This window comes from Pseudoalteromonas sp. McH1-7, assembly GCF_013366255.1.
In the GTDB taxonomy this organism is placed as follows: Bacteria; Pseudomonadota; Gammaproteobacteria; order Enterobacterales; family Alteromonadaceae; genus Pseudoalteromonas; species Pseudoalteromonas peptidolytica.
The window spans coordinates 46,253-69,277 of sequence record NZ_JABWPQ010000031.1 but is presented as its reverse complement, the minus strand read 5'-3'; the positions used below and the strand labels follow the sequence as shown (position 1 = coordinate 69,277).

Here is a 23,025-nt window from a genome sequence, read left to right as displayed (position 1 = left end):
ATTTTTTAACGCTAATACCTTTAAGTGTTCGTCAATATTCATTAGTTACTTCCTATCTATAATGAAATTTTCACCAAGATGCTTTTCTAATCCGTAAGCTCAATTGGCTTATAACGCTGCCATAAACGGCAGAAAATAGCTGGCTAAACTTAGCGACGAAGGAGCACAAGCCAGCTGTTTTGTGTCCTATGTTTTATGGCCTTGTTATAAGTCGATTACCACAGACTCTAAAATTTGTTGTTCTAACGCTTGATTTTCAAGAGCTTGCATTATCTGCACAGTAACAATGTGACTACCTACCCTAAAGCATCCAATTAATGTATCCAAGCCCATATATTTCAGCTTTTGAAAACTAATTCCTTTTGACCCGATTGAACTTATTTCAGAGGTTATCTCCACAGTCCCTGTTTGTACTTCATTACTTTTTAGCAACATTTCAACAGTATCTTGAACGACTTCTGTTGGGGTACTCTCGGAGTCATTTAAAAGGCTAAGTGTTATTAGTTCAAGCTTGCTCTCTGTGACTTCCCCTGCTTCTAATAACATAACGAATTCACCTTCTTCTTTTGGGATGTAGCTTGGCGGAGCAAATTCGATTTCGGTTTCTTCAGCTGCTTTTGGTTCCCAACCACTTGGGTAAGAGAGTTTAAACCCTACACCAGAGTGATAGTAAGTAGAATTTGTTTCAGCTTTGATAGTAAATGACATTAAAATTCCAATAAATACAAACAGATTCTTCATAAGTTAGAAAGACTTATAACGCCTCGCTTAACTGGCGCAAAATAGCAGGCTAAAATTAGCGACGAAGGAGCGCAAGCCTGCTGTTTTGCGTCCTTTGGTTAAAGCGTTTGTTAGCACTATTTACCACCTAACTCTAAAAGCCCTTTGGCTAATAGTTCAACATAAACGATAACTTTAGTTGGGTGTATAATAACTGGCTTACCATCTACATATTTAACACTAATGACCTCTGTACTAGTGAACTCTCTTTTTAAATCAGGGTTATCTTCATCTGTAAGAATTTGCCTTACATTAAATACATAATGTTCTTTATTCGCTTTATCTTTTGCTACTGTTAGAAACTCAATTTCACCTAATACTTTTCCACCAAAAGAATCAGAGTTAATACGATACATTTCTACAAAAAAGTATGACAGTAAATCTTTGACAGTGCTCTCATCAAGATCTTCTTTAGTTAGACCTTGCTCAAACAGGTTTAACTCAAATTCATCTTTCTCAGCTTTTGATAATTTTCCGTCTGTAACCTTTTTAGATAAATACTTTGTAATTGTTAAGTGACTTTCATTGTTGAACTGCTCAACGTTTATATATTTATACAGGTTGTCATAATCTTTATTTAATAGAGTTATCAAGTAATTCTTTGCTAATTGCTCAGCAATTGGAGTTGCATGCACAAATGTACTTCCTACTAAAGTTAATAAAACAAAGATCAATTTAATCATCAAACTTCCAGATAGTGCTAACGCCGTTGTAATTGGCTAATAATAGTTGGCTAAAATTTGTGAGGCACGAACAAAGCCAACTGTTATTTTGTCCGCGTTTACAACCTTGTTATAACCCCCATACCTGAGATGCCGAAAGAGCAATCGACAAAACCATAACTACAAAGGAAAAGGAATTATAAAGTTTCCAGTGGCCCTTTTGTTTTTTTGAAACTTTATAAAAAGTGAAAATAAAGCTTACAATAGAACCAAGCACCAGAAATGCTAATTTTTGCATCATGGGTGACCATGTAACATTTCCAGCACTTATATGATGATTAAAGAAAGCAGCAAACCACAGTAATAAGAGTGCATTGAATAGAATATAGTTCTTTAAAGCCAAACCTACTTTGCGAAGCGCCGCAGAAAGGGCAAAAATAAGCTGTTGATTTACCAGCACTCACCATTTTAGGTAAAATTTTACTTTTACACTTTTTACAAGTAGTCATAGAACACTCTAACGTCTTCGGGGGTTATAACGCCCCAAGCTGCGGTGAGTAATATTGGCGAGCTTTTTGCCCGCGGAGCGGGTGAGAAAAAAGCGCGACAATGTTACGAATCCGACTGACTTGGCTTGTTAGCACTTTTCCAATTCGCTTCTACTAAACCGTATAGCATTATCTCTACATGTGCTTTTAAGCTGTTGGGTGGAACAATGACTGGCTTTCCCTTTATATTTTGGATAGTTACAGTCCGCAATTCAGTATATTTTTGTTTTAAGGGAAACTCTTCACCTATTTCAATACTTTGTTCTACATTAAACAGATAATGTGTAAGCTCACCTTCATTAACTTTATTTAGGAATTCTATATTTTCAGTTGTAGCGCCTTGCAATGAGTTGGAGTGTACTTGATAGAAATCAACATAAAAATACTTAACCAAATCTCCAATAGTCCACTCCGGAAGGTCTTCTTCAGGAATACCCATTTCAATGAATTTACGTTTGAAGTTTTTCTTCCCTTCTTCATCAAGTTGACCGTTTTTAAACCGATCTTCAATGAACGCCACTATCGTTAATTCGTGATATTTAGTAAAAGCAGAAGTATCAATAAAGCTTTCGATATTGTCATAACTTCTAACTAATACCTCCTCCAAATAGTCTTTGGCAAACTCTATCGACTTTTCATTCGCGTGCACGGAAATACTCCCAACTAAAAATAATACTAAAACCAAACTCCGAAACACGAGTTATCCTCTTGAGTGCTAACGCCGTAATAAACGGCACAAAATAGCAGGCTAAAATTAGCGACGAAGGAGCACAAGCCTGCTGTTTTGTGTCCTTTGTTTAATTACTTTGTTATGTATTACATACTGTTAGCTAAAATACCTTTTAAACAGCAGCGGACATAGAAACTTTGACTCTTTGGCCGAAGGCAAGCTGTTATTAGGATGAGAACAATAACTAAAAACTGTATTTACAAAGTAAGTTAATTCGACAAGATATTCATTAGCATTTTTAGCTTTCAAAGCTTTGCTTGCTCGCGCCATTTTTAGGTCTGCAAGATCATTTAAATCAACTCTAAGCCCGCCAAAGTATGGGTCATTAGTATAAAAATCTATTCGGAAAGCCTCGCCTTCTAAAACATACTCAATATCATGAAACTTCTTCCATGATATAAACCCTGAATTATATTTCTTAGCTAACATAATACCTTTCTCGAGGTTACCGCTTCTGCGATACTTCACCAACTTTTGACAGCAAGCTAACAAGTATTTTTTTATCTGCTTTTGCTTTTTAGGATCAGCATTTAATTGCTGAAGTTTTTCAGATACATCCATATTTCAAGTAATACATAACGCCTTGCTAATAGGCGCATAAATGCTTGGCTAAAATTAGCGACGAAGGAGCGCAAGCCAAGCGTTTTGCGTCCTTTTTAGTAACTTGTTATAAAGCCTTAACTTCCTTGCCAAAACTTATACCACCTCTCTGTTCAAAAGTTAAACATTGATATTTAGTTAACTTGGGTGGCATACGGACATACATTTTGAAACCAGTGGCTGTTACAACAATTTCACCTTCCTGACACTCAAACCTAAACTCATGCTGAGTAAACTTACCATTAGGAGTTAACTTAGGATTTTCCATGTGGAGGTCTGCTATTTCGATTAGACCTTGTTCTGATTTGATGTCTATTTTAACGGAGTGAGAATTCTCAAAAACCATTGTCACGGGCGCAACATAAAACTGATATGAGTCACCCTCGCTTTCAGGGTTTACCCATTTGAAGATGTAATCGAGATCTACGTACCATTCAAACGTTTCATCATTGGCATAGAACGAATATATTTGAGAGTCGTGCCAGCCCATGACCTTAAAGTCACTTTCAGTCCAAACATCCTTTTCTAATTTAAACACTGAACTTTCCTTGGCTTTATAACGCCCTGTTAACAGGCAAAATATAGTTGGCTAGAATAAGCGACGAAGGAGCAAAAGCCAACTGTATTTTGTCCTTGTTTAACAGCTTGTTAGAGTTTCATTACTCTGATTTTAAATATCTTTGGTAGTGCTTCTCTACTTCTTCCTTTGGTATAACTCGCCCCTCAGATTCTCTTTCCAGCAATGTGTTCATATAACTTAGAATATTGCCGTGAGTTAACTCTTTTTGATTTGGAAAGAAATCGCTAGGTGCAATTTTAAAATCGAGCCAACTATCATCATCGTCGAAAGCTATATGAGAGCCCCATTTTGAAATAAACAACTCACCATCGCGATCATCAAAGACAATGCTAATTTCATAGTAATATGATTCACCATCAAATGATTCTGAGTATGGGAACTCTTGACCATTTTCACTGACTATAATTTTATCGTATGGCATGGAAGAAACTCTAACGCTTGCCGTAAACGGCACAAAATAGCAGGCTAAAATTAGCGACGAAGGAGCACAAGCCTGCTGTTTTGTGTCCTTGGTTTTACGGCCTTGTTAGAAGCCGCTTCTCCGTTGTTCTTTTAAAGGATCGTGAGGCTTTACATTGCCCCCTTGAGTAGCCTTATTTACATACCCTAAGTCAGTTTCAATTTCTACTTGAACTAAGTAGGGTTTGCCTAAAGCTGAGCGCCAGTAATGATATTTTTCCTGATACTCTTGATTAAAGCTAAATTTAGCTGAAATTGATTTCACCCATTCATCGGGTAGCTTATGTGCTGTAAGTATTCGCGTAATTTCAGAGCTCATATACTGGCACATATCTTCTAATAAGGGTGACCTGATATCGCCTTTACAATTTATTAAATCAAGCGAGATCATATCTACTTCATGATCTTGAGCTAATAGAAATAGCTGACCTACAGCCCAATAGCCTAAGTAATCATTATTGCGGCCACTCAATAATTCAGCGAGGTTATTTGCGATTCCTTTAAATTCTCTACGACGAGGCATAAGTTTTCATCGGCTTCTAACGCTTGCCTAACCGGCGCAAAATAGCAGGCTAAACTGAGCGACGAAGGAGCACAAGCCTGCTGTTTTGCGTCCTTTTGGTTGAGGCACTTGTTAAACTGATTTCCATGAACTAGTGCAACCTATAACGTTTAGTGCCTTATTTTGGGCTAAATGAGCTACAGATTTGTTAAAGCAAATACAAAACACTCTAAAGTTTGTAGCGTGTAAGACTACATTAATCCTTTCTTTTTCACTCAACTCAACAACTAACTTAACCAATATGCAATCATTCGATTTAACTGGCAGCTTCACCGAAGGTTCAATAACTCGATTAAATATAGAAGCCCGATATAAGTTTAAACTTCGATTATCAGCTTCACGTTGAAACAGGTTATATTCGGATATTTGCTGTTCAGCAATGTTTTTTAAGTTTTCGGGCAAGTGACTTAAGCAAAGATCGAGACACTCTTGTTCAAAGAGAGTTTTTTCCACTCCACCTTTGAGCCACTGAACTAGATTATTAAACAAAAACTATCCTTAGCACCTAACGCCTCGCTTAACCGGCGCAAAATAGCAGGCTAAAATTAGCGACGAAGGAGCGCAAGCCTGCTGTTTTGCGTCCTTGGTTTAAGCGTTTGTTAGCTATATGCCGAAATCAGCCTGAAGCTTTTTAAGATCGCTCCACTCTTTATCCTGATAGAAATTAACCTCGATAGGATATACTTCATGACCAGATAAGGCTTCATTAAAATGTTTCATGAATATCTCCCTATCTGCGATATAAAATACAAATTCTTTAAGGTCATTTCCTGTCGCTGAGTATACGTCGAAATAAAGTTCTTCACGGCCTTTGATTGTTTCAAGGCCATCTTCAAGTTTGATCATGAGTTCATTCACATGCTTTGGCGGCATCCCGTTATTAGTAGAGCCATCATACTTCCATGAAACTACAGTCAGCCACTCCATTTTTGATCGAGTACTATCATCAGGAAACTCATTTATGAACTTATAAACGACAGGTTTTCCTTGAATTGTTGCTTCGCCAACAGACCATGTTTCCTCTGACCACGCCATGAATGAAACTCCCAGAATTAGAATTGATAAAAGATACTTGAACATATAGCTAACGCCTTGCTAATAGGCGCATAAATGCTTGGCTAAAATTAGCGACGAAGGAGCGCAAGCCAAGCGTTTTGCGTCCTTTTTAGTAACTTGTTATAAAGCCTTAACTTCCTTGCCAAAACTTATACCACCTCTCTGTTCAAAAGTTAAACATTGATATTTAGTTAACTTGGGTGGCATACGGACATACATTTTGAAACCAGTGGCTGTTACAACAATTTCACCTTCCTGACACTCAAACCTAAACTCATGCTGAGTAAACTTACCATTAGGAGTTAACTTAGGATTTTCCATGTGGAGGTCTGCTATTTCGATTAGACCTTGTTCTGATTTGATGTCTATTTTAACGGAGTGAGAATTCTCAAAAACCATTGTCACGGGCGCAACATAAAACTGATATGAGTCACCCTCGCTTTCAGGGTTTACCCATTTGAAGATGTAATCGAGATCTACGTACCATTCAAACGTTTCATCATTGGCATAGAACGAATATATTTGAGAGTCGTGCCAGCCCATGACCTTAAAGTCACTTTCAGTCCAAACATCCTTTTCTAATTTAAACACTGAACTTTCCTTGGCTTTATAACGCTCGATTAACGGGTTAAAAATAGTGGGCTAAAGTTGAGCGAAGCGAAGAGCCCGCTGTTTTTAATCCCTGTTTAATTGCTTGTTAGGGAGTTTTACATCTACAATTTCACCTGTAGATACATCAAATTTATAAGTAATATTTTCTACGGTTTCGATATAAAAATATTTATTATTTCTCGCTAAATTAGAAGATAGTTTCCATTGATAATGTGAAACTGATAGTTTTACTGAATCAGGTTTCTCAATTAAATCAGCTGTAGAGTATGATTTTAAAAGCTTACCTCTTTCATAAAATGCGACGGCTAAATCTTCATTTTCTGGAGCTTGCCCTCTAGCCCAATTACCAAGCCTAACAAGGTTTACAGCTTCTTTGCCAGCCAAATAGACATTGTTTGCATGCCAACCTGAAACAGACCATAGCTCTTCTTCAGTTCCGTCATAATTTAAACGAAATGCTCTCCCGTATGCTTCGCTATCGATAACTAGATTATCGTCTTCAAAATGGAAGTTTTCGGGGATCATTTTGAAATAATATGATTCAAACATTCCTTCTTGGGTAACTATATATGGTTTAGGGATCGACTCTCTATCTGCATAAGCAACAAAAGAAAATATCATCATTATGAAAATCATAATGCGAACCATAGAAGCTCCCTAACAGCTTATTAGCATGAATTCCTGAATATCTCGCTTATCCACAAGAGAAATGAATACAACATTCAAGCTAACTTTATTTAATATTTTTAGTAAGTTACCAGCCAAACTTTGTCATTTCAACATGCAAATTACCTGAAAAAACGAGTTGGGACTTATCCGAGCCACAAATTGGCTCGCTAAGAACAAGTTGCAAATAGCTAACATATTAAAAATGCTCAGTTTTAAATGGCACTTACGAGATATCCGAGCCTTTTTATTTCTCGTTATTGATCTTTTCTTAAAACATTAGGCAGCTTACCTTGCAATTTTGTTACCTGTCACTTACAACTGTATAAATAAACAGTGAGCAAAGGATTCAAAATGCCTAGATCACCATTTTTAGAGTCTGTTAGGCTAGAGCTTAGAACAAAACGCTATAGCATCAGAACAGAGAAGTCCTACCTATTTTGGATTAAGTCCTACATTTTGTTTAATGATAAAAAGCACCCTGAGCAAATGGGCAATCAAGAAGTTGAGCGTTTTTTAAACCACCTTGCGGTCAACAAGCAAGTTAGTAGCGCAACGCAAAACCAAGCGTTGTGTGCCCTTATTTTTTTATATCGCTATGTGATACAGCGGGAAATTCAAGGGTTAAAATACACGCTAACTAAAAAAGAGCAAGCAATCCCATGTGTACTAACTCATGAAGAGGCAATGATGATTATCTCTAAGCTACATGGCAAGTATCAATTAGTCGCATCTCTTCTTTATGGTTGTGGGCTCAGAATAAACGAAGCCTTACACCTGAGAATAAAAGATATCAACTTTACTAATAGCACTCTATTTGTATTTAGAGGAAAGGGCAAAAAAGACCGATATACGCTGCTGCCCAAGTCATTGCATTCGCAATTAACGGCGCAAATCGAATATGCAACCATGGTACATCAGCAAGATATAAAAGCGGGCTTTGGTTTTACATCTTTGCCTGTATCTCTTATCAAAAAATATAAAAATGCAGCTAAAGATCTTTCATGGCAGTACCTTTTTCCTTCCACTACTCGCTGTCAGCACCCCCATGATGGCTATATTTGCCGGCATCACATACACGAAACCGCTTTTAGAAAACAGCTAAGGAGCGCCGTTAAGCAATGCAATATCCCAAAACAAGTTAAAGCTCATACTTTCCGACACACGTTTGCAACACAACTATTAATCAACGGAACCGATATCAGAACTGTTCAGGAGCTTTTGGGCCACACTGATATTCGTACAACTGAAAGATATACTCATGTTATTGGCACAAGATTTGGCACCACCCTCAGCCCACTGGAGCAACTTTAAAACACCATAACTTCTGAACACTTATCCACTTAAGTATTTGCTTTCTTGACAAACTTCGCTGTCACCATCATTTCACCAACACCATCAACCTTGCAGTCAAGCTCATGGTCTTTTTTATCTAGCACACGCCTTACCAAAGCTTTAGTACCTATTTTAATGACTTGTGAACTACCTTTGATTTTTAAATCTTTAATTACTGTGACTTTATCGCCATCAGCGAGTAGTGTGCCGTTGGCATCTTTTACTTGAAAGTCGTCCTCTTTAGCAGTCGCATTAGGATCCCATTCGTAAGCACATTCAGGGCATATTAGTTGACTTTGATCTTGATAAACATATTCAGAATTGCATTTGGGGCAAGCAGGTAAAGACATAATTAACTGTATCACTTTTAAGGCTGTGTATCATCGGCATATGATACTGTAAAAGTGAGTAGAGCGTCCTCTATATTCGTCTTTAAATCGCTATTGAATTAAGAATAGCTACCCAAAATGTTGCGGCACGGCAATTGCTTAGTAATTAATCTATATTTCATCATATAAAGGATTACCTATGCTTGTTAGTCAAACTCAAGGGGTTGGCTCACCAACAATTTATAGCAGCCAGAGCCTGAATCAACCAAAAAAGGCTGAAGCGGTACAGAAAGACGCCCAAGTCTCCATTAGCCAAACCGCTAACAATGCTGAACATAATTGGCAAACTATTGCCTCTAAATACAACGTTCACAATATTTCTGCGGCAGAAGCACGAACTATGTCCCGAGAACTATTCGAAGGAGGGTTTATTGATTCAGGCCAGATGATAGCTATCGGCGCGCCGATATCTATGACTGAAAACCCACATGAAAAGATTGATTTACTTGGAGATATGAAGCGTACATTTGAAATTTCAGCGGCTAGCGGCGGGCTCAGTAAAACATCACGAGAGATTTATGCTTCGGCGATCACTACGCTTGAAAATCTCGCCAAGACACACAGAAATAATATGCCAATTTGAGGAAGCAAACCTGATGCAAATACCAATTAGACTTAATACTTGCGCAATTTGAAGGAGTAAACCCGACGCTAACAGCGTTAAAAATTTCTTATTTAGAACAACTAAATAGCAAAATTTTTGCCTTGCCTATATGGATGTAGGTACCTTAGCGAGAGCAGTACGCGGTAGCCGTGTTATCGACAAGATTTTCCTGTCTCAAAATAGCTCACTTCATTAAGCTGATGGGCACAAGTTGATATTCGTTAAATTACAGATACAAAAAAAGCAAGCCATAGCTTGCTTTTTCTTCATCTATTAAGCGATTAAAGCTTAACGATGTTCTCAGCTTGAGGACCTTTTTGGCCATCAGTTACTGTGAATTCTACTCTCTCGCCTTCAGCAAGTGTACGGAAACCGTCACCTTTGATTGCGCTGAAGTGTGCGAACACGTCAGGGCCATTTTCTTGAGCGATGAAACCAAAACCTTTTGACTCGTTAAACCACTTAACGGTACCTGTAAGAGTGTTAGACATAATACTAATCCTGATATAAAAACAAAAACCAATGCTTTGCATTGATGAGCTATGCCCATGTGGGCGCATAGACCTAAATTTGTAGAGTGGATAAAACTTCAGGACGGTACTACTACAAGCAAACACTTATACAACAACGTAATGGAGATTTTAAAACACTGACTCAAATTCTGTCTATGAACATCATATAGGGATTCCACCCTAAGTCAATGTATTTTTAATCAGCAATATGACTCGTTAATGACAAACCTCAAAATTTTCTTGTGTATTTTTTCAACGCCTTATTTTTAAAGGCATTATTTCATCAATCCCGCGCCATCACTGATAATTGCAATAAAATATTCATCAAGTTATAGCCCCTTTTTGGGTGTTAATTCTTGAACGAGTTGTATCACTTGCTCTATCACTATTTGAGGTGCTTTCATTGGCACGGTGTGATCGCTATTTTGTGCAATAATCAACTGAGAATTACAATGTGATGCCAACATATTTTGACCTTCTCGCCATGCTTTTAGATCACGTTTGTTCGGGTCAAACGCATACTGCGCTGCAATCACCCGACATGGGACATTTTTAGGCATTTGATGAGGTCTAACACTCGCCACAGTTTCACTCAATGCCTGAGTTTCACGTCGTAACGCCCTGGCAAAAACATTGTCAGGTAACGTATCTAAAGGTGGTAGTAATTTGTCAGGGGTGAGTGCTTGGGTTTTATCGATAAAGTAGACTGTGACAGGATCTACGTATAGTAAAGCGGCTATTTGCTCAGGGTAATAAGTAATGTAATTTTGCATCACATAGTAAGCATAGGAGTGGCCTACATAGATAAACGGAGTACTAATATTCAGCGCTTTTAGTAACTGCTGCAAGTTTCGATTGTCAGTATCTACACTATAAGCTCTATGGCTAAGTTCACTCTTTCCGTAGCCCTCACGATTGTATGCCAACAGCGTATTTGGCACCCGCTGTGACAAACCTTTTAACACCAAAGTCCAGTAAATTGCGGGCGCAGCAGAGCCAGTTTCAAATACAATAGCCGGATCGCTTCCCGCCACATGATACACTTGCAGTGAAACTGTATTTGCAACAACAATACGCTCTTTGATGGTACGCTCAAGCACAGCCTTCGCAAAGGCTGTGCTACTGGCAACAATACAGAATAAAAAAAGCAGCTTGTGACACATCTATTTTCCTTGATGTTAACCTTTCCACTTGGGAAACAATGTAGCAGCTAGTAACCAAATCTGCTATGGCTAGCATTGCGCCTGAGACTTAAGCTAGAGCTTAGCTAAGCTTATGTTTTATCCTGCTAAAATCTGTAATAACAGAATTTAGATGTCTGCATTTTATAAGATAAACTTAACTTTGCTATTTACTCGAATTAAAAAGTGAGAAGCAAGCAAAGAAAGCCCGATACATAAAGCGGTCAACATGGTTGCTTCAACATCAGTAAACATTTTTAGCAAGCTAAGAAAGAATGAGTGAATAAAGTAGACCGCTGATGAATACAATGCAATATTTTTACTGTTTCCTGATACTTTTATTTTCGTAAAAGTAATGAAAACAAAAGGACACAGAATTAAAAGTGAGAAATAGTTATCGAACCCTTCATCCATGCTGGCTTGGGAGTAGTTGATATAAGACTCTAGCAGTAAGAAAGCAAGACCCAAAACACTCAGCGTTGTAGCGCTTGTTAAACTAATCTTAGTATGAATGCGATGCTTATTTATCAAAAAACCAATACAGAAAAATGGATACGAAAAAAATAAAGCATTTCGATGAAACCAATTTAAGTTGAAAAAGTTATCTAGCCTACTCCCTTCAAAATAATGATAATTTCCTAAGTATTGGATCAGTATTCCTAGTGCGGCAGTGACAACAATCGTCATAACCAAAACAGCAGATGAAAATCGTTGCAATGCGCATAGTAATAACGCTGCTCCCAACATTCCCGCGATATACCACAAATGATGGTAACCAACGATGATGTTTTTGATTAGCTCAATAATATCTTTTAACGAAAAACTCGGTAATGAAAACCAAAAATAGGAATAAAATAGCATCCACACTGCATACAGAATAAAGACTCGCTTCAACCACGTGGTTTGCCTTCCTTTAGCTAAAACAGGAAAAAAGTAAAACCCGTTAATGATCAAAAATACGGGGACTGCAATTCTAAATACACCTTGAACTGTAAGGTATGATCCCAACGCTGATATTTCACTTAAAAAGCCAGCATGTAAACCAACAACCATAAAAGCCATTGATAGTTTCAGCATATCGAGAGAAACATTTCTATCCATAAATTATACTTACTTTCCTCTTACATAGATGATGGAAGCATTTTATCAAAAAATAAGCTGCAAAAGTTCACTCAGAATCCAAATTTAGGTTCAACAGCGGTTTTTAGGTTGGGAAGCTTTGTTGAGCTACTTTTAGCTATGGAGCAGACATATAACAATTGGCTCTTTTGATATAGTTGTTGGCTAGCCAATACAACCGTTAATTGCAACACCCTGCGTAACGACACCACTTTCACGCCAACACGTCATGGCGGCAGACCACTGATTTTATATGGCTTTACCTCTTGCCAGTACTGGCGTGACGTCAGCTTCTGATAAAGGAGGACATAGGTGGTTTCCTTGGATAAGGTGACACCCAGCAAGGTTTAATGATTTTGCTTGTATCGGTGTTTCAACCCCCACAGCTGTACTCTCGATCCCAAGTGTTGTCGCTATTTGGACAATCACTTTGATTAGGTTATTCTGTGAAGTTAAAGACTCTGATGAAGCCAGAAACGCCGGTGGGATTTTTACTGCGTCGAATACAAAATCCTGTAGGTACAGCATGTTAGCATGACCAATACCAAAGTGATCAATCGCAATACGAATCCCAGTTTGTTCTAGCTGCTGTAGAATGGCTGGTGCTGTCTCAATTAAGTCAATGATGTCTACTTCTTTAATTTCTATCTCAACTTGACGATACGCTATTTTATACTGTGCAATCTGTGCTAAAAACTGCTTCATCAACACTTGATCCGTTAATTCCACCAAAGAAAAGTTAAACGTGATAATTAGATTTTCAAAGGTATTGCACCAAGCCTGCATTGCTCGTAGTGCTCTTTCACGGATTTGTTTGCCAATTTCAATCATCAATTCACCGTCACAGGCAACTTCAAAGAAGTCTTTCGGTAGCAGTAGTTGATCGCCCTGTTGCCATCTAGCTAGTACTTCAAGCTTTTTTATTTTTCGTGTGTGGACATCAATAATTGGCTGATAAAAAGGCATAAATGCTTGATTTTGTATCGCTGCAATAAGGTCGCTCTCTTGTTGCAGCCGCTTCTCAGCTTCATGATCTAAACGAGCGTTATAAAATTGAAATTCTGTCTGTTTTATTTTCTTAGCTCGGTACATAGCGGCATCGGCATGTTTTATTAATGCTTCAGAGTCCTCGCCATCATCTGGATAAATAGCGACTCCAGCGCTAACGCAGGCTTTGATAGTTACTCGCTCGAGCGTATATTGACCATTAACACACGCCAATATTTTACTAATCACTTTTCGGACGTATTTTTTGTTTTTGATACTGTCAATGAGTATCACAAATTCGTCTCCGCCCACTCTTGCAACAGTATCACACCGCCTGATTTGCCCAGTGAGTCGACTTGCGATTTCTTTGAGGAGTAAGTCTCCATAATCATGGCCAAGAGAGTCATTGATTTTCTTAAATTTATTCACATCTACAAATATCAGAGCAAATTGATGCTGCACCCGCTTGGCTCTTTTGCACGTCTGAACGAGCCGATCATGAAGTAAGAGTCTGTTTGGCAGGCCTGTGAGGGCGTCATGATGGGCCAAATGGTTCATTTTTTTCGCCATTAGCCTTGATTCTGTGACATCTTGAAACACCATCACGGTCCCCAAGTATGTACCATCTTTAGCAATGATTGGAGAGAATGAATCTTGAATTGCAAAGGTTAGCCCTAAATGGTTCGTGAACGAGGTAAGTTCAGGTAAGCAAATTGTATGACCTTGCTTGAGGCAACGTTCAGGAAACTTCTTGAGTGGTTTTTTAGTCACCTCGTGATACAAAGACATGACATCATCAAAATGCCGCCCGACCAACTCCTCACTCAACATCGCCAGCACAGCCTCTGTCACCGGGTTAACATAAGTAATGATCCCCTGAGTATCGGTACATATCACCCCATCACCTATTGAGTTTACTGTAACTTCGAGCAGCTCTTTCTCTGCTTCAAAAGCCTCAGTTAGCTCTACCTCTTTTTTCATGTCTTTGAAAATACATATATAGCGACAATGTGAGCCATTAAAATACAGTGGCACAACGATAGCCGTCATCGCGCTACCGTCACACTTAAGAGTACAGTTTGGATTCAGTTGGCCAAGTAACACAGGTAATAACCCTTGTTCTGACTCTGGTTTAGTATTTGAGACCGAGATTAAAGCGTCTAATGACTCCCCTTCCACAGAAGCAACATCAGCAAACAAACACCGCGCCTCATCATTAGCCTGTACAACTACCCCTGAGCCATCTAGCAACAGCTGAGGAAAGGGTGCATCAGCTCCTAAGTGAATACTTTGTTGCCGTGATACACCGCTCCTGAAATACCACAACAGTAACGCTAATATAACGAAACATAAGGCACAATACACAAAGAGGTTCAGGTTAAATAAAGCAAATTTATCGGCCATCAACACCACTATCAGAAACACAATGCTAATACCTGAAAATATTACTTTCATCGCCCAACTAACCTGAACTGAGTAAGGGAAAACGCTTTGGTAAAAACACGACACACACAACACTAAAAGCCCAGAGCCAATAAGATATTGTGTTACTGTCTGATACCAAAAAATGCGAGCTTAGGTAAGTTCTAACTATTGTTCACGGCAGTAGTAAATTCAAGTTTGTAGGAGCAACGGCAAAGCGTAAATAGCCAAAGATTTGGATAAGGAGTCGGCTAATAGGTAGTTTTTAAAGTCACACTAAATTGTTTCCAAATCTAGCCAGAGAGTTTTGGCGAGAACACAGCGTAGGTGCGGTGTTATCCCAAGGTTTGCTAACCCCCAAATACACCACTTAATTAAGATAACTGAAATTAAATAGCAATAATGGTAAACGATAGCGCTCTGTAAATAGGCTTTACAAAGCGTTTGACAGAAAATGTAACAGGCCTCGAGATAACTGCTTGTTGTCTAGCAGAGACAATTCCGTAGCCGTGTTAAATTGATCTCCACAAGAGTAATATCCAACCATCTGGCTAACATGACATTATACTGTTGCGCTGTGGCTACTGAGACCAGACAGCCAACTCATTGCCACTTGGCTCAACAAAATGAAAGCGGCGACCACCTGGAAACGTAAATATTGCTCTAACTATTTCACCTCCAGCTTGCTCTACTTTACTTTGTGCTAATTCCAAGTCATCACTATATAGCACCACTAATGCACCGCCGTTAGCTTGCTTTGAACTACCTTGCGCTGTAAAAAAACCACCATTCAACCCTGCGTTTGAAAAAGCAATATAATCAGGCCCGTATGATTCAAACTGCCAGTTAAATACTTGTTCAAAAAATGCCTGCGTGGCAGGTAAGTCTTTCGCTGCCAATTCAATGTAGTCAATATGATTATTCATTGATTTCTCCTTCTCGTGTTACCAATATTTTCGTTTGTTTTCAGGTTTTGCACTTTGTAGTCACTTCCATATCAGTGATACAGTGTAGGCAATTTTATTCAGCGTTTATTATTGATTGTGCGATTATTATCTTTGCTCTCTACTTTAGGAACTATTTTAGGAACTATCACATTCATGAGTTTCACTTCTTCGTCTACTGCTTCTGAAACAACAGCACCGCTAACCACACCTCAAATGCTTGGACAAAAGTTAATGCTCGACTTTCGTTATTACTGTCACGACCACAAAAAAGCCAGTGCCGATTGCAGAATACCGATGACCACGCTCCCCCCTGAATTGGCAGAATTAATTAGCCAATACGAGATTGGTGGTGCTATTTTGTTTTCCGAGAATGTACAAGATACGACTCAAATCGTTGGCCTCAGTAACGCACTTCAACGCGCTGCACAAAATAGTAAAAGCAAGCTTCCTTTATTTGTGGCTATTGATCAAGAAGGCGGCCGGGTTGCTCGCATTAATCGTCAACAAGCCACCTCATTTACTGGAAACATGAGTATTGGCGCAACTTACCTACAACACGGTGATAGCTATGCAACAAAAGTCGCAGAGGCAATTGGTAAAGAGCTACATAGTTTAGGCATTAATGTTAATTTTGCACCAACAGTCGATGTCAACAGCAACCCCAATAACCCAGTGATCAATGTACGTTCATTTTCCGAAACGCCTGAAGTTGTCGCAAAGTTAGGACTTGCTCAAGTAAAAGCATTTGAAGACGCAGGCGTGATCTCAGCGTTAAAACATTTCCCAGGTCACGGTGACACCCACGTTGATAGTCATACTGGTTTACCCCGAGTTGATCACGACCGCGAAACGATTGATAGTCAGGATGTATTTCCATTTGCAGAGATCATAAAGGCACATCCACCAGGTATGATCATGACTGCACACATTCAATACCCTGCACTTGATAGCAGCACACTTGTAAATTCCCAAGGTCAACGCATGATTAAGCCTGCTACCATGTCTTATCAAATTATGACACAACTTTTGCGGCACGAGCTTGGCTACCAAGGGGTGACGGTGACGGACGCTTTGGATATGGCCGGGATCAGTGACTTTTTTAACCCAGTTGACGCCACTATTGCAACGTTTAACGCCGGTGTTGATATTGCACTGATGCCGATTGCAATTAGAAGCCCTAAAGACATTGAACGCTTTGAACAATATATGAGTAAGCTGGCTCAAGCCGCTGAAAGCGGTAGGCTTGATAAAAGCCAGCTGAATGAGTCGATATCCCGTATTACCACCCTAAAAAATAAAATACCCAATACCGCGGCATCCGGCGCAATCGCACACTCTACACTTGGCAACCCGAAACATCGTGCATTAGAAGCTGAGCTCGCCCTAGCTGCAATCACACAAGTAAAAAATGAAGGACTGGTACCACTTTCAAATGACGTTAAAACGCTTCATCTGATAATGCCCGACAGACAAAAATGCTTGGCCCTTGAGCAAGCATTACAGACAATAAGTCAACATCCACTAACGGTGACTTGTACCAGTTTACAAGCATACGACCCTGATATTGCACTCAAAGCAATGTCACAAGCTGATGTGGTCATTGCCGCTCATGCTTCTCCGCCACAAAGTGCTGTAGAGATAGGTGGGATGGACGACGTTAAAAAACTACGTGCGCATGGTGTTGCGAAAAACGAGCAGCCCGCCGCACTGCAAAAATTACTGAAACAAGGTAAACAATTGGCAAAAAAACAGGTTTTTATTAGCCTAAGAGCCCCTTATGAAATTAGTACGTTTGCACCTTTCAGTGACGCAGTGTTAGCGAGTTACGCCTATAATGTAGATATAGTTAACGGTGACAAGGTCTCGGGTCCTGCTTATACCGCGTTGGCTAAAGTGCTATTGGGCATAGCAAAAGCGCAAGGTTCTCTACCCGTGACTATAGATAAGTGATGGAGACTTTATGGATCCCAGTGCTTCTTTGAGCGCACCATACGCAATCAGAAAAATGATTAAAGATGGGGACTATAGCGGTCCAACTAAGGGGTTTGTTCCAGGCTTCACCCAGTGCAATGTAATCATTTTGCCACAACGTGAAGCCTATGATTTCTTCAACTTTTGCCAACGAAATCCAGAAACGTGTAAACTGCTTATACCACCAACGGATCCCGGTTGCTTTCGTGCTGATGAGCTGGGAAAAGAGGTTGATATTCGCCACCACATACCGAAATATCAAATTTTTAAGAATGGACAACAAGCACAAAAGTGCCTGCAGATTGAGCAACTTTGGCGAGATGATTTAGTCACATTTTTCTTCGCCAGTTACCTGTCTTTTGACTACTTACTCAGCCAGTATGGTATTGCTTCTCATTCGGTAAACCCAACCACTCCCTTACCTCTTTACATCAGTAACATTCCCTGTAACCCAGTTGGTAAATACACCGCAACACAAGTACTGGCAATGCGGGCGCTGTCGAAACCAGACTTAATCAAGACAATTCAAGCAGCGACCCTAAGCCGTCTTCCCTTTGCGATGCCACTACATTTTGGCACACCACAAGAAGTTGGTATAGACGATATTAGTAAGCCTAATTTTGGAGAGCCTCTAACTTTTAGTCACAACCACTTACCGGTATTTTGGGGTTCCAGTTTAACGGCACAGTTAGCGATTACCAAAGCCGCGCCTGAATTTTGTATAATGAATTGTCCACATCACTTGCTGGTAACAGACATGCAAGATTTAGAATTAGCAGTACACAAATAGGAAAACAGCATGTTGTTAAATTGCGATTTAGGCGAAAGCTTTGGCGCTTGGAAGATGGGCTTAGACGAACAAGTCATGCCACATATTGATATGGCAAATGTCGCTTGCGGCTTTCATGCGGGCGACCCAGATGTACTTGCAAAGACACTGACATTGGTCAAAAACCACCAAGTAATATTAGGTGCACATCCGAGCTACCCAGACCGGCAGGGGTTTGGCCGACGCTCGATGTCCCTCAGTGCACAAGAGTTAACACATCACCTGCATTATCAAATCGCAGCTATTGATGGGATGGCACAGGTGCAACATACGAGTCTACATTACGTAAAACCACATGGCGCACTATACAATGATATGATGAAATCAGAAGCTGTGATGACCACAGTTCTTAACGCCATTGCGTGTTACCCCAAAAAACTGAAGTTGATGATATTGGCCAGTGCAAAACAAGATATACATCAAAAGCTCGCTGAGCAGCACGGTGTCACGCTAATTTTTGAAGCCTTTGCAGATAGGCTTTATCGTGACGATGGGCTTCTAACACCTCGTTCAGAACCACTTGCGGTGCATGACAAAGCCGCACTGCTAGCGCAAGTTGAACAACTACGCAAATATAGTCGCGTTACTACGGCATCAGGTAAGTCGCTGACATTGCGTGCCGATACTTTATGTGTTCACGGTGACAATGCGGCCAGCATTGCGTTAATCCAAGAAATAAAAAGCATGATAAATCAGTAGATTGTGATACTTTACAGAGATGGATTTCATCATTTAAGGAATAATACATGCAGCTAACAACTGAGAGACTCACTTTGCGCCCACTTCTTGAGTCCGATTGGGCGCTTTGGCAAGCACTCCACCAGCACCCTGATGTAATGCGCTATATCGGTGATATAGCCAACGAAGATACAGTACGGGAGAAATTTAACTCACGCTTAAGTGCAGGGCTTGGACAGTGGCGCAAGGAAGACAATAGCTGGCTTACGCTGGTGATTGAGGAAAAAGCAACCGGTATCGCCGTAGGGCTTCACGGCTTTTTAAGTATGTGGACGCCTTTTCAACAAGCAGAGCTGGGCTTTATGATAGCCCCCGAGTTTCAAGGAAAAGGTTACGCTTATGAAGCCTCTCAAGCGGTGCTATCACTCGCGTGGCAGCAATGTAATTACCATAAGCTTGTTGCAACCGTGACTCAAGGTAATCAAGCTTCACATCGGCTGCTGAAAAAACTCGGCTTTGAGCTAGAGGGCACATTAAAGGACAACTATCAAATTGCTGGGCACTGGGTAAACGATGAAAAATTTGGAATGCTAGCCCCATAACCTGTGTTTGGTACAACGAACCTGAGCTTTGGATAAGAAGTGCGCCAGTTCATTGTTTTTAAGCCCGCATCAAATTTTTCCTTATGTAGGGCATTTTGATAATAACTAAGCAAATTGACGCAGTTAACGCTAAAGCTGACTGCGAGAGAGGTATTAATCACCCCGATTTTTGGGTTAATTAATACACTTTTAGCTGATAACTGGCTTAACTTTCATTCTTTCCGGGAAAAATATAACCCAAATTAGTAAATTAATGCGGAATTTTTACATTCATTAACACCCAAGTCTGTACTTAATGTCCCTAAAAAAGTAAGTTGATGGCCGGATGTACGCCATAGTTCAGGATCAATAATAATGAATAAAAAAATATTCCAACTTTCTTTGATAAGTTTAGGGATGCTACACCTTAGTGGTTGTGGTGGCTCAGGTGGTGACGATAAAAACGCACCGCCACAGATAGTTTCAGCACTTGAGTCCAGTGCCGATGAAAGAAGCTACGTCAGTGGCTCAGTGACAATTTCTGATAGTGATGGCTCCGTTGCAACCCGTACCGTAAAACAAACGGAAGGGCCAGAGGTTATCGACCTCACACTCAGTGATTCAGGTCTTTCATTTATTGCCCCTGAGGTCTCAGAAGATATCAATGTCGTTTTCTTAATCAGCGCTACAGACAATGATGGTGACAAAGCCGAATCAAGTGTGTCGGTTACGATCAAACAAGTTAATCAAGCGCCGGAGCTGACAGGCGGTGCCTACAACGTAGAGTTTAATGATACCCTTGAGTTCACCCTTGATGCCAAAGACGCAGAGGGTGACGCCATTACGGTTACTTATGAACCACCGCTTTCTGGTGATCTTACTCTAATTGATGGATCAACACAGACATACCGCTACACGCCACACAAAAATAGCACTAATAGAGAAGTGTTGCGTTTTAGTGCATCTGATGGCGCATTATCCACCGAAGCTGAAGTGTTGATTGATGTAGTTGATACCTCAGCGCCACAATTACTATCTAGTTACCCTGAGTCTGACACGACTCCCTTTAGTACAACAGATGAGCTAGTGCTGCGCTTCGACGACAACATGTCTGCATCTTGGGTAACTGAGATTGGGACTCCTGAGTGCAATGGCGCTATTCAACTTCGTAAGATGAACGACCAAACTTGTGTACCTTTTTCCGTTGGACAAGCACAAGAGGATGTACATTATACTCTGACCTTGCTACCCAACGAGTCGCTGCAAGCCAGTTCACAGTATGAGCTCATAATCACAGATGCCGTGACAAATTATTATGGCACAAGCGCGACACAAGCCCAGACGATTAATTTTGTCACTGCGCACACAGACTTACTGATAACTGAAATCTCATCATCCAAGTTCATAGATGATAATCGCTGGGTAGAGTTATATAACGGTACCAATGAAGCAATAGACTTAAGTCAGTATCAGCTGGTCACCGAAAGCGTTGCACTTGAGAATTATACTGATGGAGGTACGCGGGTATTTCCATTAACAGCGCTATTATTGCAACCTGGTGAGTATATTGTGATACAAAACCAGCATGGCCCGCAAACGTGGCAAAATAGCGTCTCCAGTTCGTCGCAATTAATGTTGATAGGTGAAGGCTTGTACGCCCCAGCATGGTATCAATCTGGATATGTAGAGTTACAAAACAAGCAAGGAGAAACCGTTGATTTTGTGCGTTTTGGCGAAAGCCAGAACACGCCAGCGACCGCTTCACAGTGGCAACAAAGTGATCAAATGCAGCCTATTTCTACTCAGTTAGGCCAAAGCTTAGTTAGAACAAACTTGCTTATTGACAGTAATACGATAGATGATTGGCAGCCTGCATCATTTTTCACTCCAGGTGGCAAAAACGATGTACTTTGCGATGAGGATGCTGATTTAGACGGGATCCCAGATTGTGCTGAACAGCCTGGTGGCAGCTTTGCAGGTTTACCTTTATATGAATGGGGGGCAAGAGCTGGGATCAGAGACATTTTTATTGAAGTGGATTACATGGACAGTGAAGATGCCGGTATTATTCCGCAAAAACCTGCCCTTGATAAAGTGAAAGCAGCTTTTGCAGCACAAAATATCGCGGTACACTTTGATGTAGGAAATTTATACCATCAGGCAGATGGGTTATCACCGGCACATTATGACCTTGGTGGTGGTAGTCGAATTCCTTTTGTGCAAACCACTACTTTTGCCAGCACAGAAGCCGCACCTAGCGTACTGGATCACAAAGCAAAGCATTTTGACCTTAAACGTAAACCTATTTTCCACTACATGTTGATGGCCAACAGCCAAAAAGAAGACGGCAGTCAAGGTTCATCCGGTTTAGCAGAACTGTTTGGCAATGACTTGATGATTTCACTTGGTAATTGGGGGCTAAATGTTAATTCAGAAATTGCAGCCAATGTAACTTACAGCTTTCAAGCTGGCACCATTATGCACGAACTAGGTCACAACCTTGGCTTGTATCATGGTGGCAATGAAAATGTAAACTTCAAACCAAACCATGTGAGTGTGATGAACTACCTATATCAACTCGATGGCTTGCCAACGGTGGGGAATAAAGAAGGAGATCGGTACTTAAGTCGATGGTTTTATAGTAACGAAAACTGCTTCCCTAAGGGAACTGCACTGGTAAATAGCCCAGCAGAAGGCTTAGAACATTTTATAATTGACTACTCGCATGGTCATAATAAGCCAATAAATGAAGCGAATATCGATGAGTCAAAAGGGCTAAACAACGATAAATCTGAGGCAATCGACTTTGACTGTAACGGTAGTACCTCTGATCTCCTAACCAACTTTGACCTTAACGGTGACAATGACAATACCTCGGTCCTCAATGACTATGATGAATGGTCAAGTCTGATACTCAACTTTACGCAATTTTGGAGTGGTGCGAACAGCGGCCATACAAAGCAAGATATGGAGTCTCGGACGCAGAAATCCATCATGCACAGTGATAGACAAGCGGTACAGAAAGAAAGCGAGCCATCACCTGCGGTATTTGAGCAAATTAAACGCTGGTCAAACTATCAAAACTAAATAACCTGAGCTGCGGATAATTAATGCCTTTCTAGCAGCCAGTTTTAGCGCTAACTGCGTTGAATTCACTTCCAATAGCCAGCTATTGGTGCGTAAATTCGCCTTGCCTACAGGATGTAGGTACCTTA

At 40.2% G+C, this 23,025-nt stretch carries 25 protein-coding genes; 7 read left to right on the top strand and 18 right to left on the bottom strand.

Annotation, left to right across the window (positions count from 1 at the left end):
• Positions 1–204: 204 nt before the first annotated feature.
• The 12 genes from HUZ36_RS19025 to HUZ36_RS18970 form a co-directional block, all read right to left on the bottom strand.
• A complete protein-coding gene (locus HUZ36_RS19025; RefSeq protein ID WP_128732487.1) occupies positions 205–708 on the bottom strand; it encodes a hypothetical protein in 504 nt (167 codons plus the stop codon).
• Between the two features lie 149 nt (positions 709–857).
• Entirely contained in the window at positions 858–1,463 is a 606-nt protein-coding gene (locus HUZ36_RS19020; RefSeq protein WP_176033705.1) for a hypothetical protein, read from the bottom strand.
• A gap of 109 nt (positions 1,464–1,572) precedes the next feature.
• Entirely contained in the window at positions 1,573–1,902 is a 330-nt protein-coding gene (locus HUZ36_RS19015) for a hypothetical protein (RefSeq protein WP_176033704.1), read from the bottom strand.
• Positions 1,903–2,054: 152 nt separating this feature from the next.
• Positions 2,055–2,639, bottom strand: coding sequence for a hypothetical protein (locus tag HUZ36_RS19010; RefSeq protein WP_176033703.1), 585 nt, complete (start codon positions 2,637–2,639; stop codon positions 2,055–2,057).
• 177 nt (positions 2,640–2,816) lie between these two features.
• Complete coding sequence (locus HUZ36_RS19005) at positions 2,817–3,281, bottom strand: hypothetical protein (protein ID WP_176033702.1); 465 nt, start codon at positions 3,279–3,281, stop codon at positions 2,817–2,819.
• Between the two features lie 106 nt (positions 3,282–3,387).
• A complete protein-coding gene (locus HUZ36_RS19000; RefSeq protein ID WP_176033697.1) occupies positions 3,388–3,858 on the bottom strand; it encodes a hypothetical protein in 471 nt (156 codons plus the stop codon).
• A gap of 121 nt (positions 3,859–3,979) precedes the next feature.
• Complete coding sequence (locus HUZ36_RS18995) at positions 3,980–4,321, bottom strand: hypothetical protein (RefSeq protein ID WP_176033701.1); 342 nt, start codon at positions 4,319–4,321, stop codon at positions 3,980–3,982.
• A 105-nt stretch (positions 4,322–4,426) separates the two neighbouring features.
• A complete protein-coding gene (locus tag HUZ36_RS18990) occupies positions 4,427–4,882 on the bottom strand; it encodes a hypothetical protein (protein WP_176033700.1) in 456 nt (151 codons plus the stop codon).
• 111 nt (positions 4,883–4,993) lie between these two features.
• Positions 4,994–5,410: a hypothetical protein gene (locus HUZ36_RS18985; protein ID WP_176033699.1), complete on the bottom strand. Its 417-nt coding sequence runs from the start codon at positions 5,408–5,410 to the stop codon at positions 4,994–4,996.
• Positions 5,411–5,524: 114 nt separating this feature from the next.
• Positions 5,525–5,956, bottom strand: a complete 432-nt coding sequence (locus tag HUZ36_RS18980; RefSeq protein ID WP_176033698.1) for a DUF695 domain-containing protein — start codon at positions 5,954–5,956, stop codon at positions 5,525–5,527.
• 141 nt (positions 5,957–6,097) lie between these two features.
• Complete coding sequence (locus tag HUZ36_RS18975) at positions 6,098–6,568, bottom strand: hypothetical protein (protein WP_176033697.1); 471 nt, start codon at positions 6,566–6,568, stop codon at positions 6,098–6,100.
• A gap of 84 nt (positions 6,569–6,652) precedes the next feature.
• Positions 6,653–7,237, bottom strand: a complete 585-nt coding sequence (locus HUZ36_RS18970; protein ID WP_128732488.1) for a hypothetical protein — start codon at positions 7,235–7,237, stop codon at positions 6,653–6,655.
• Positions 7,238–7,609: 372 nt separating this feature from the next.
• On the opposite strand from HUZ36_RS18970, the gene HUZ36_RS18965 reads away from it, so the two are divergent.
• Positions 7,610–8,569 (top strand): integron integrase, encoded by a 960-nt coding sequence (locus HUZ36_RS18965; protein WP_128731828.1) that lies wholly within the window; start codon positions 7,610–7,612, stop codon positions 8,567–8,569.
• A 29-nt stretch (positions 8,570–8,598) separates the two neighbouring features.
• Here the strand turns inward: HUZ36_RS18965 and HUZ36_RS18960 are convergent, their stop codons facing one another.
• A complete protein-coding gene (locus HUZ36_RS18960) occupies positions 8,599–8,940 on the bottom strand; it encodes a zinc ribbon domain-containing protein YjdM (protein WP_125252608.1) in 342 nt (113 codons plus the stop codon).
• Positions 8,941–9,118: 178 nt separating this feature from the next.
• Here HUZ36_RS18960 and HUZ36_RS18955 point away from each other — a divergent pair, with 178 nt between their 5' ends.
• The gene (locus HUZ36_RS18955; protein ID WP_176033696.1) at positions 9,119–9,562 is read left to right on the top strand and encodes a hypothetical protein; all 444 of its coding nucleotides are present in this window, start codon (positions 9,119–9,121) and stop codon (positions 9,560–9,562) included.
• A gap of 302 nt (positions 9,563–9,864) precedes the next feature.
• Here HUZ36_RS18955 and HUZ36_RS18950 read toward each other — a convergent pair whose 3' ends face one another.
• The 5 genes from HUZ36_RS18950 to HUZ36_RS18930 form a co-directional block, all read right to left on the bottom strand.
• Entirely contained in the window at positions 9,865–10,074 is a 210-nt protein-coding gene (locus HUZ36_RS18950; RefSeq protein ID WP_010603820.1) for a cold-shock protein, read from the bottom strand.
• Positions 10,075–10,424: 350 nt separating this feature from the next.
• Positions 10,425–11,258 carry an alpha/beta fold hydrolase gene (locus HUZ36_RS18945; protein ID WP_176033695.1) on the bottom strand — a complete coding sequence of 278 codons (834 nt, stop codon included), beginning with the start codon at positions 11,256–11,258 and terminating at the stop codon, positions 10,425–10,427.
• A gap of 162 nt (positions 11,259–11,420) precedes the next feature.
• Positions 11,421–12,377, bottom strand: coding sequence for an acyltransferase family protein (locus HUZ36_RS18940; RefSeq protein WP_176033694.1), 957 nt, complete (start codon positions 12,375–12,377; stop codon positions 11,421–11,423).
• Positions 12,378–12,644: 267 nt separating this feature from the next.
• Positions 12,645–14,837: a sensor domain-containing protein gene (locus tag HUZ36_RS18935; RefSeq protein WP_217704718.1), complete on the bottom strand. Its 2,193-nt coding sequence runs from the start codon at positions 14,835–14,837 to the stop codon at positions 12,645–12,647.
• Between the two features lie 548 nt (positions 14,838–15,385).
• Complete coding sequence (locus tag HUZ36_RS18930) at positions 15,386–15,730, bottom strand: VOC family protein (RefSeq protein WP_125252605.1); 345 nt, start codon at positions 15,728–15,730, stop codon at positions 15,386–15,388.
• 174 nt (positions 15,731–15,904) lie between these two features.
• On the opposite strand from HUZ36_RS18930, the gene HUZ36_RS18925 reads away from it, so the two are divergent.
• The 5 genes from HUZ36_RS18925 (at position 15,905) to HUZ36_RS18905 (ending at position 22,897) form a co-directional block, all read left to right on the top strand.
• On the top strand, positions 15,905–17,701 hold the full coding sequence (locus tag HUZ36_RS18925; protein ID WP_176033693.1) for a glycoside hydrolase family 3 protein: 1,797 nt from the start codon (positions 15,905–15,907) through the stop codon (positions 17,699–17,701).
• Positions 17,702–17,711: 10 nt separating this feature from the next.
• On the top strand, positions 17,712–18,512 hold the full coding sequence (locus HUZ36_RS18920) for a D-glutamate cyclase family protein (RefSeq protein WP_176033692.1): 801 nt from the start codon (positions 17,712–17,714) through the stop codon (positions 18,510–18,512).
• A gap of 9 nt (positions 18,513–18,521) precedes the next feature.
• Complete coding sequence (locus HUZ36_RS18915) at positions 18,522–19,250, top strand: 5-oxoprolinase subunit PxpA (protein WP_176033691.1); 729 nt, start codon at positions 18,522–18,524, stop codon at positions 19,248–19,250.
• Between the two features lie 47 nt (positions 19,251–19,297).
• Positions 19,298–19,831 carry a GNAT family N-acetyltransferase gene (locus tag HUZ36_RS18910; RefSeq protein WP_176033690.1) on the top strand — a complete coding sequence of 178 codons (534 nt, stop codon included), beginning with the start codon at positions 19,298–19,300 and terminating at the stop codon, positions 19,829–19,831.
• A 354-nt stretch (positions 19,832–20,185) separates the two neighbouring features.
• The gene (locus HUZ36_RS18905; RefSeq protein WP_176033689.1) at positions 20,186–22,897 is read left to right on the top strand and encodes a lamin tail domain-containing protein; all 2,712 of its coding nucleotides are present in this window, start codon (positions 20,186–20,188) and stop codon (positions 22,895–22,897) included.
• The last annotated feature ends 128 nt before the right edge of the window (positions 22,898–23,025 follow it).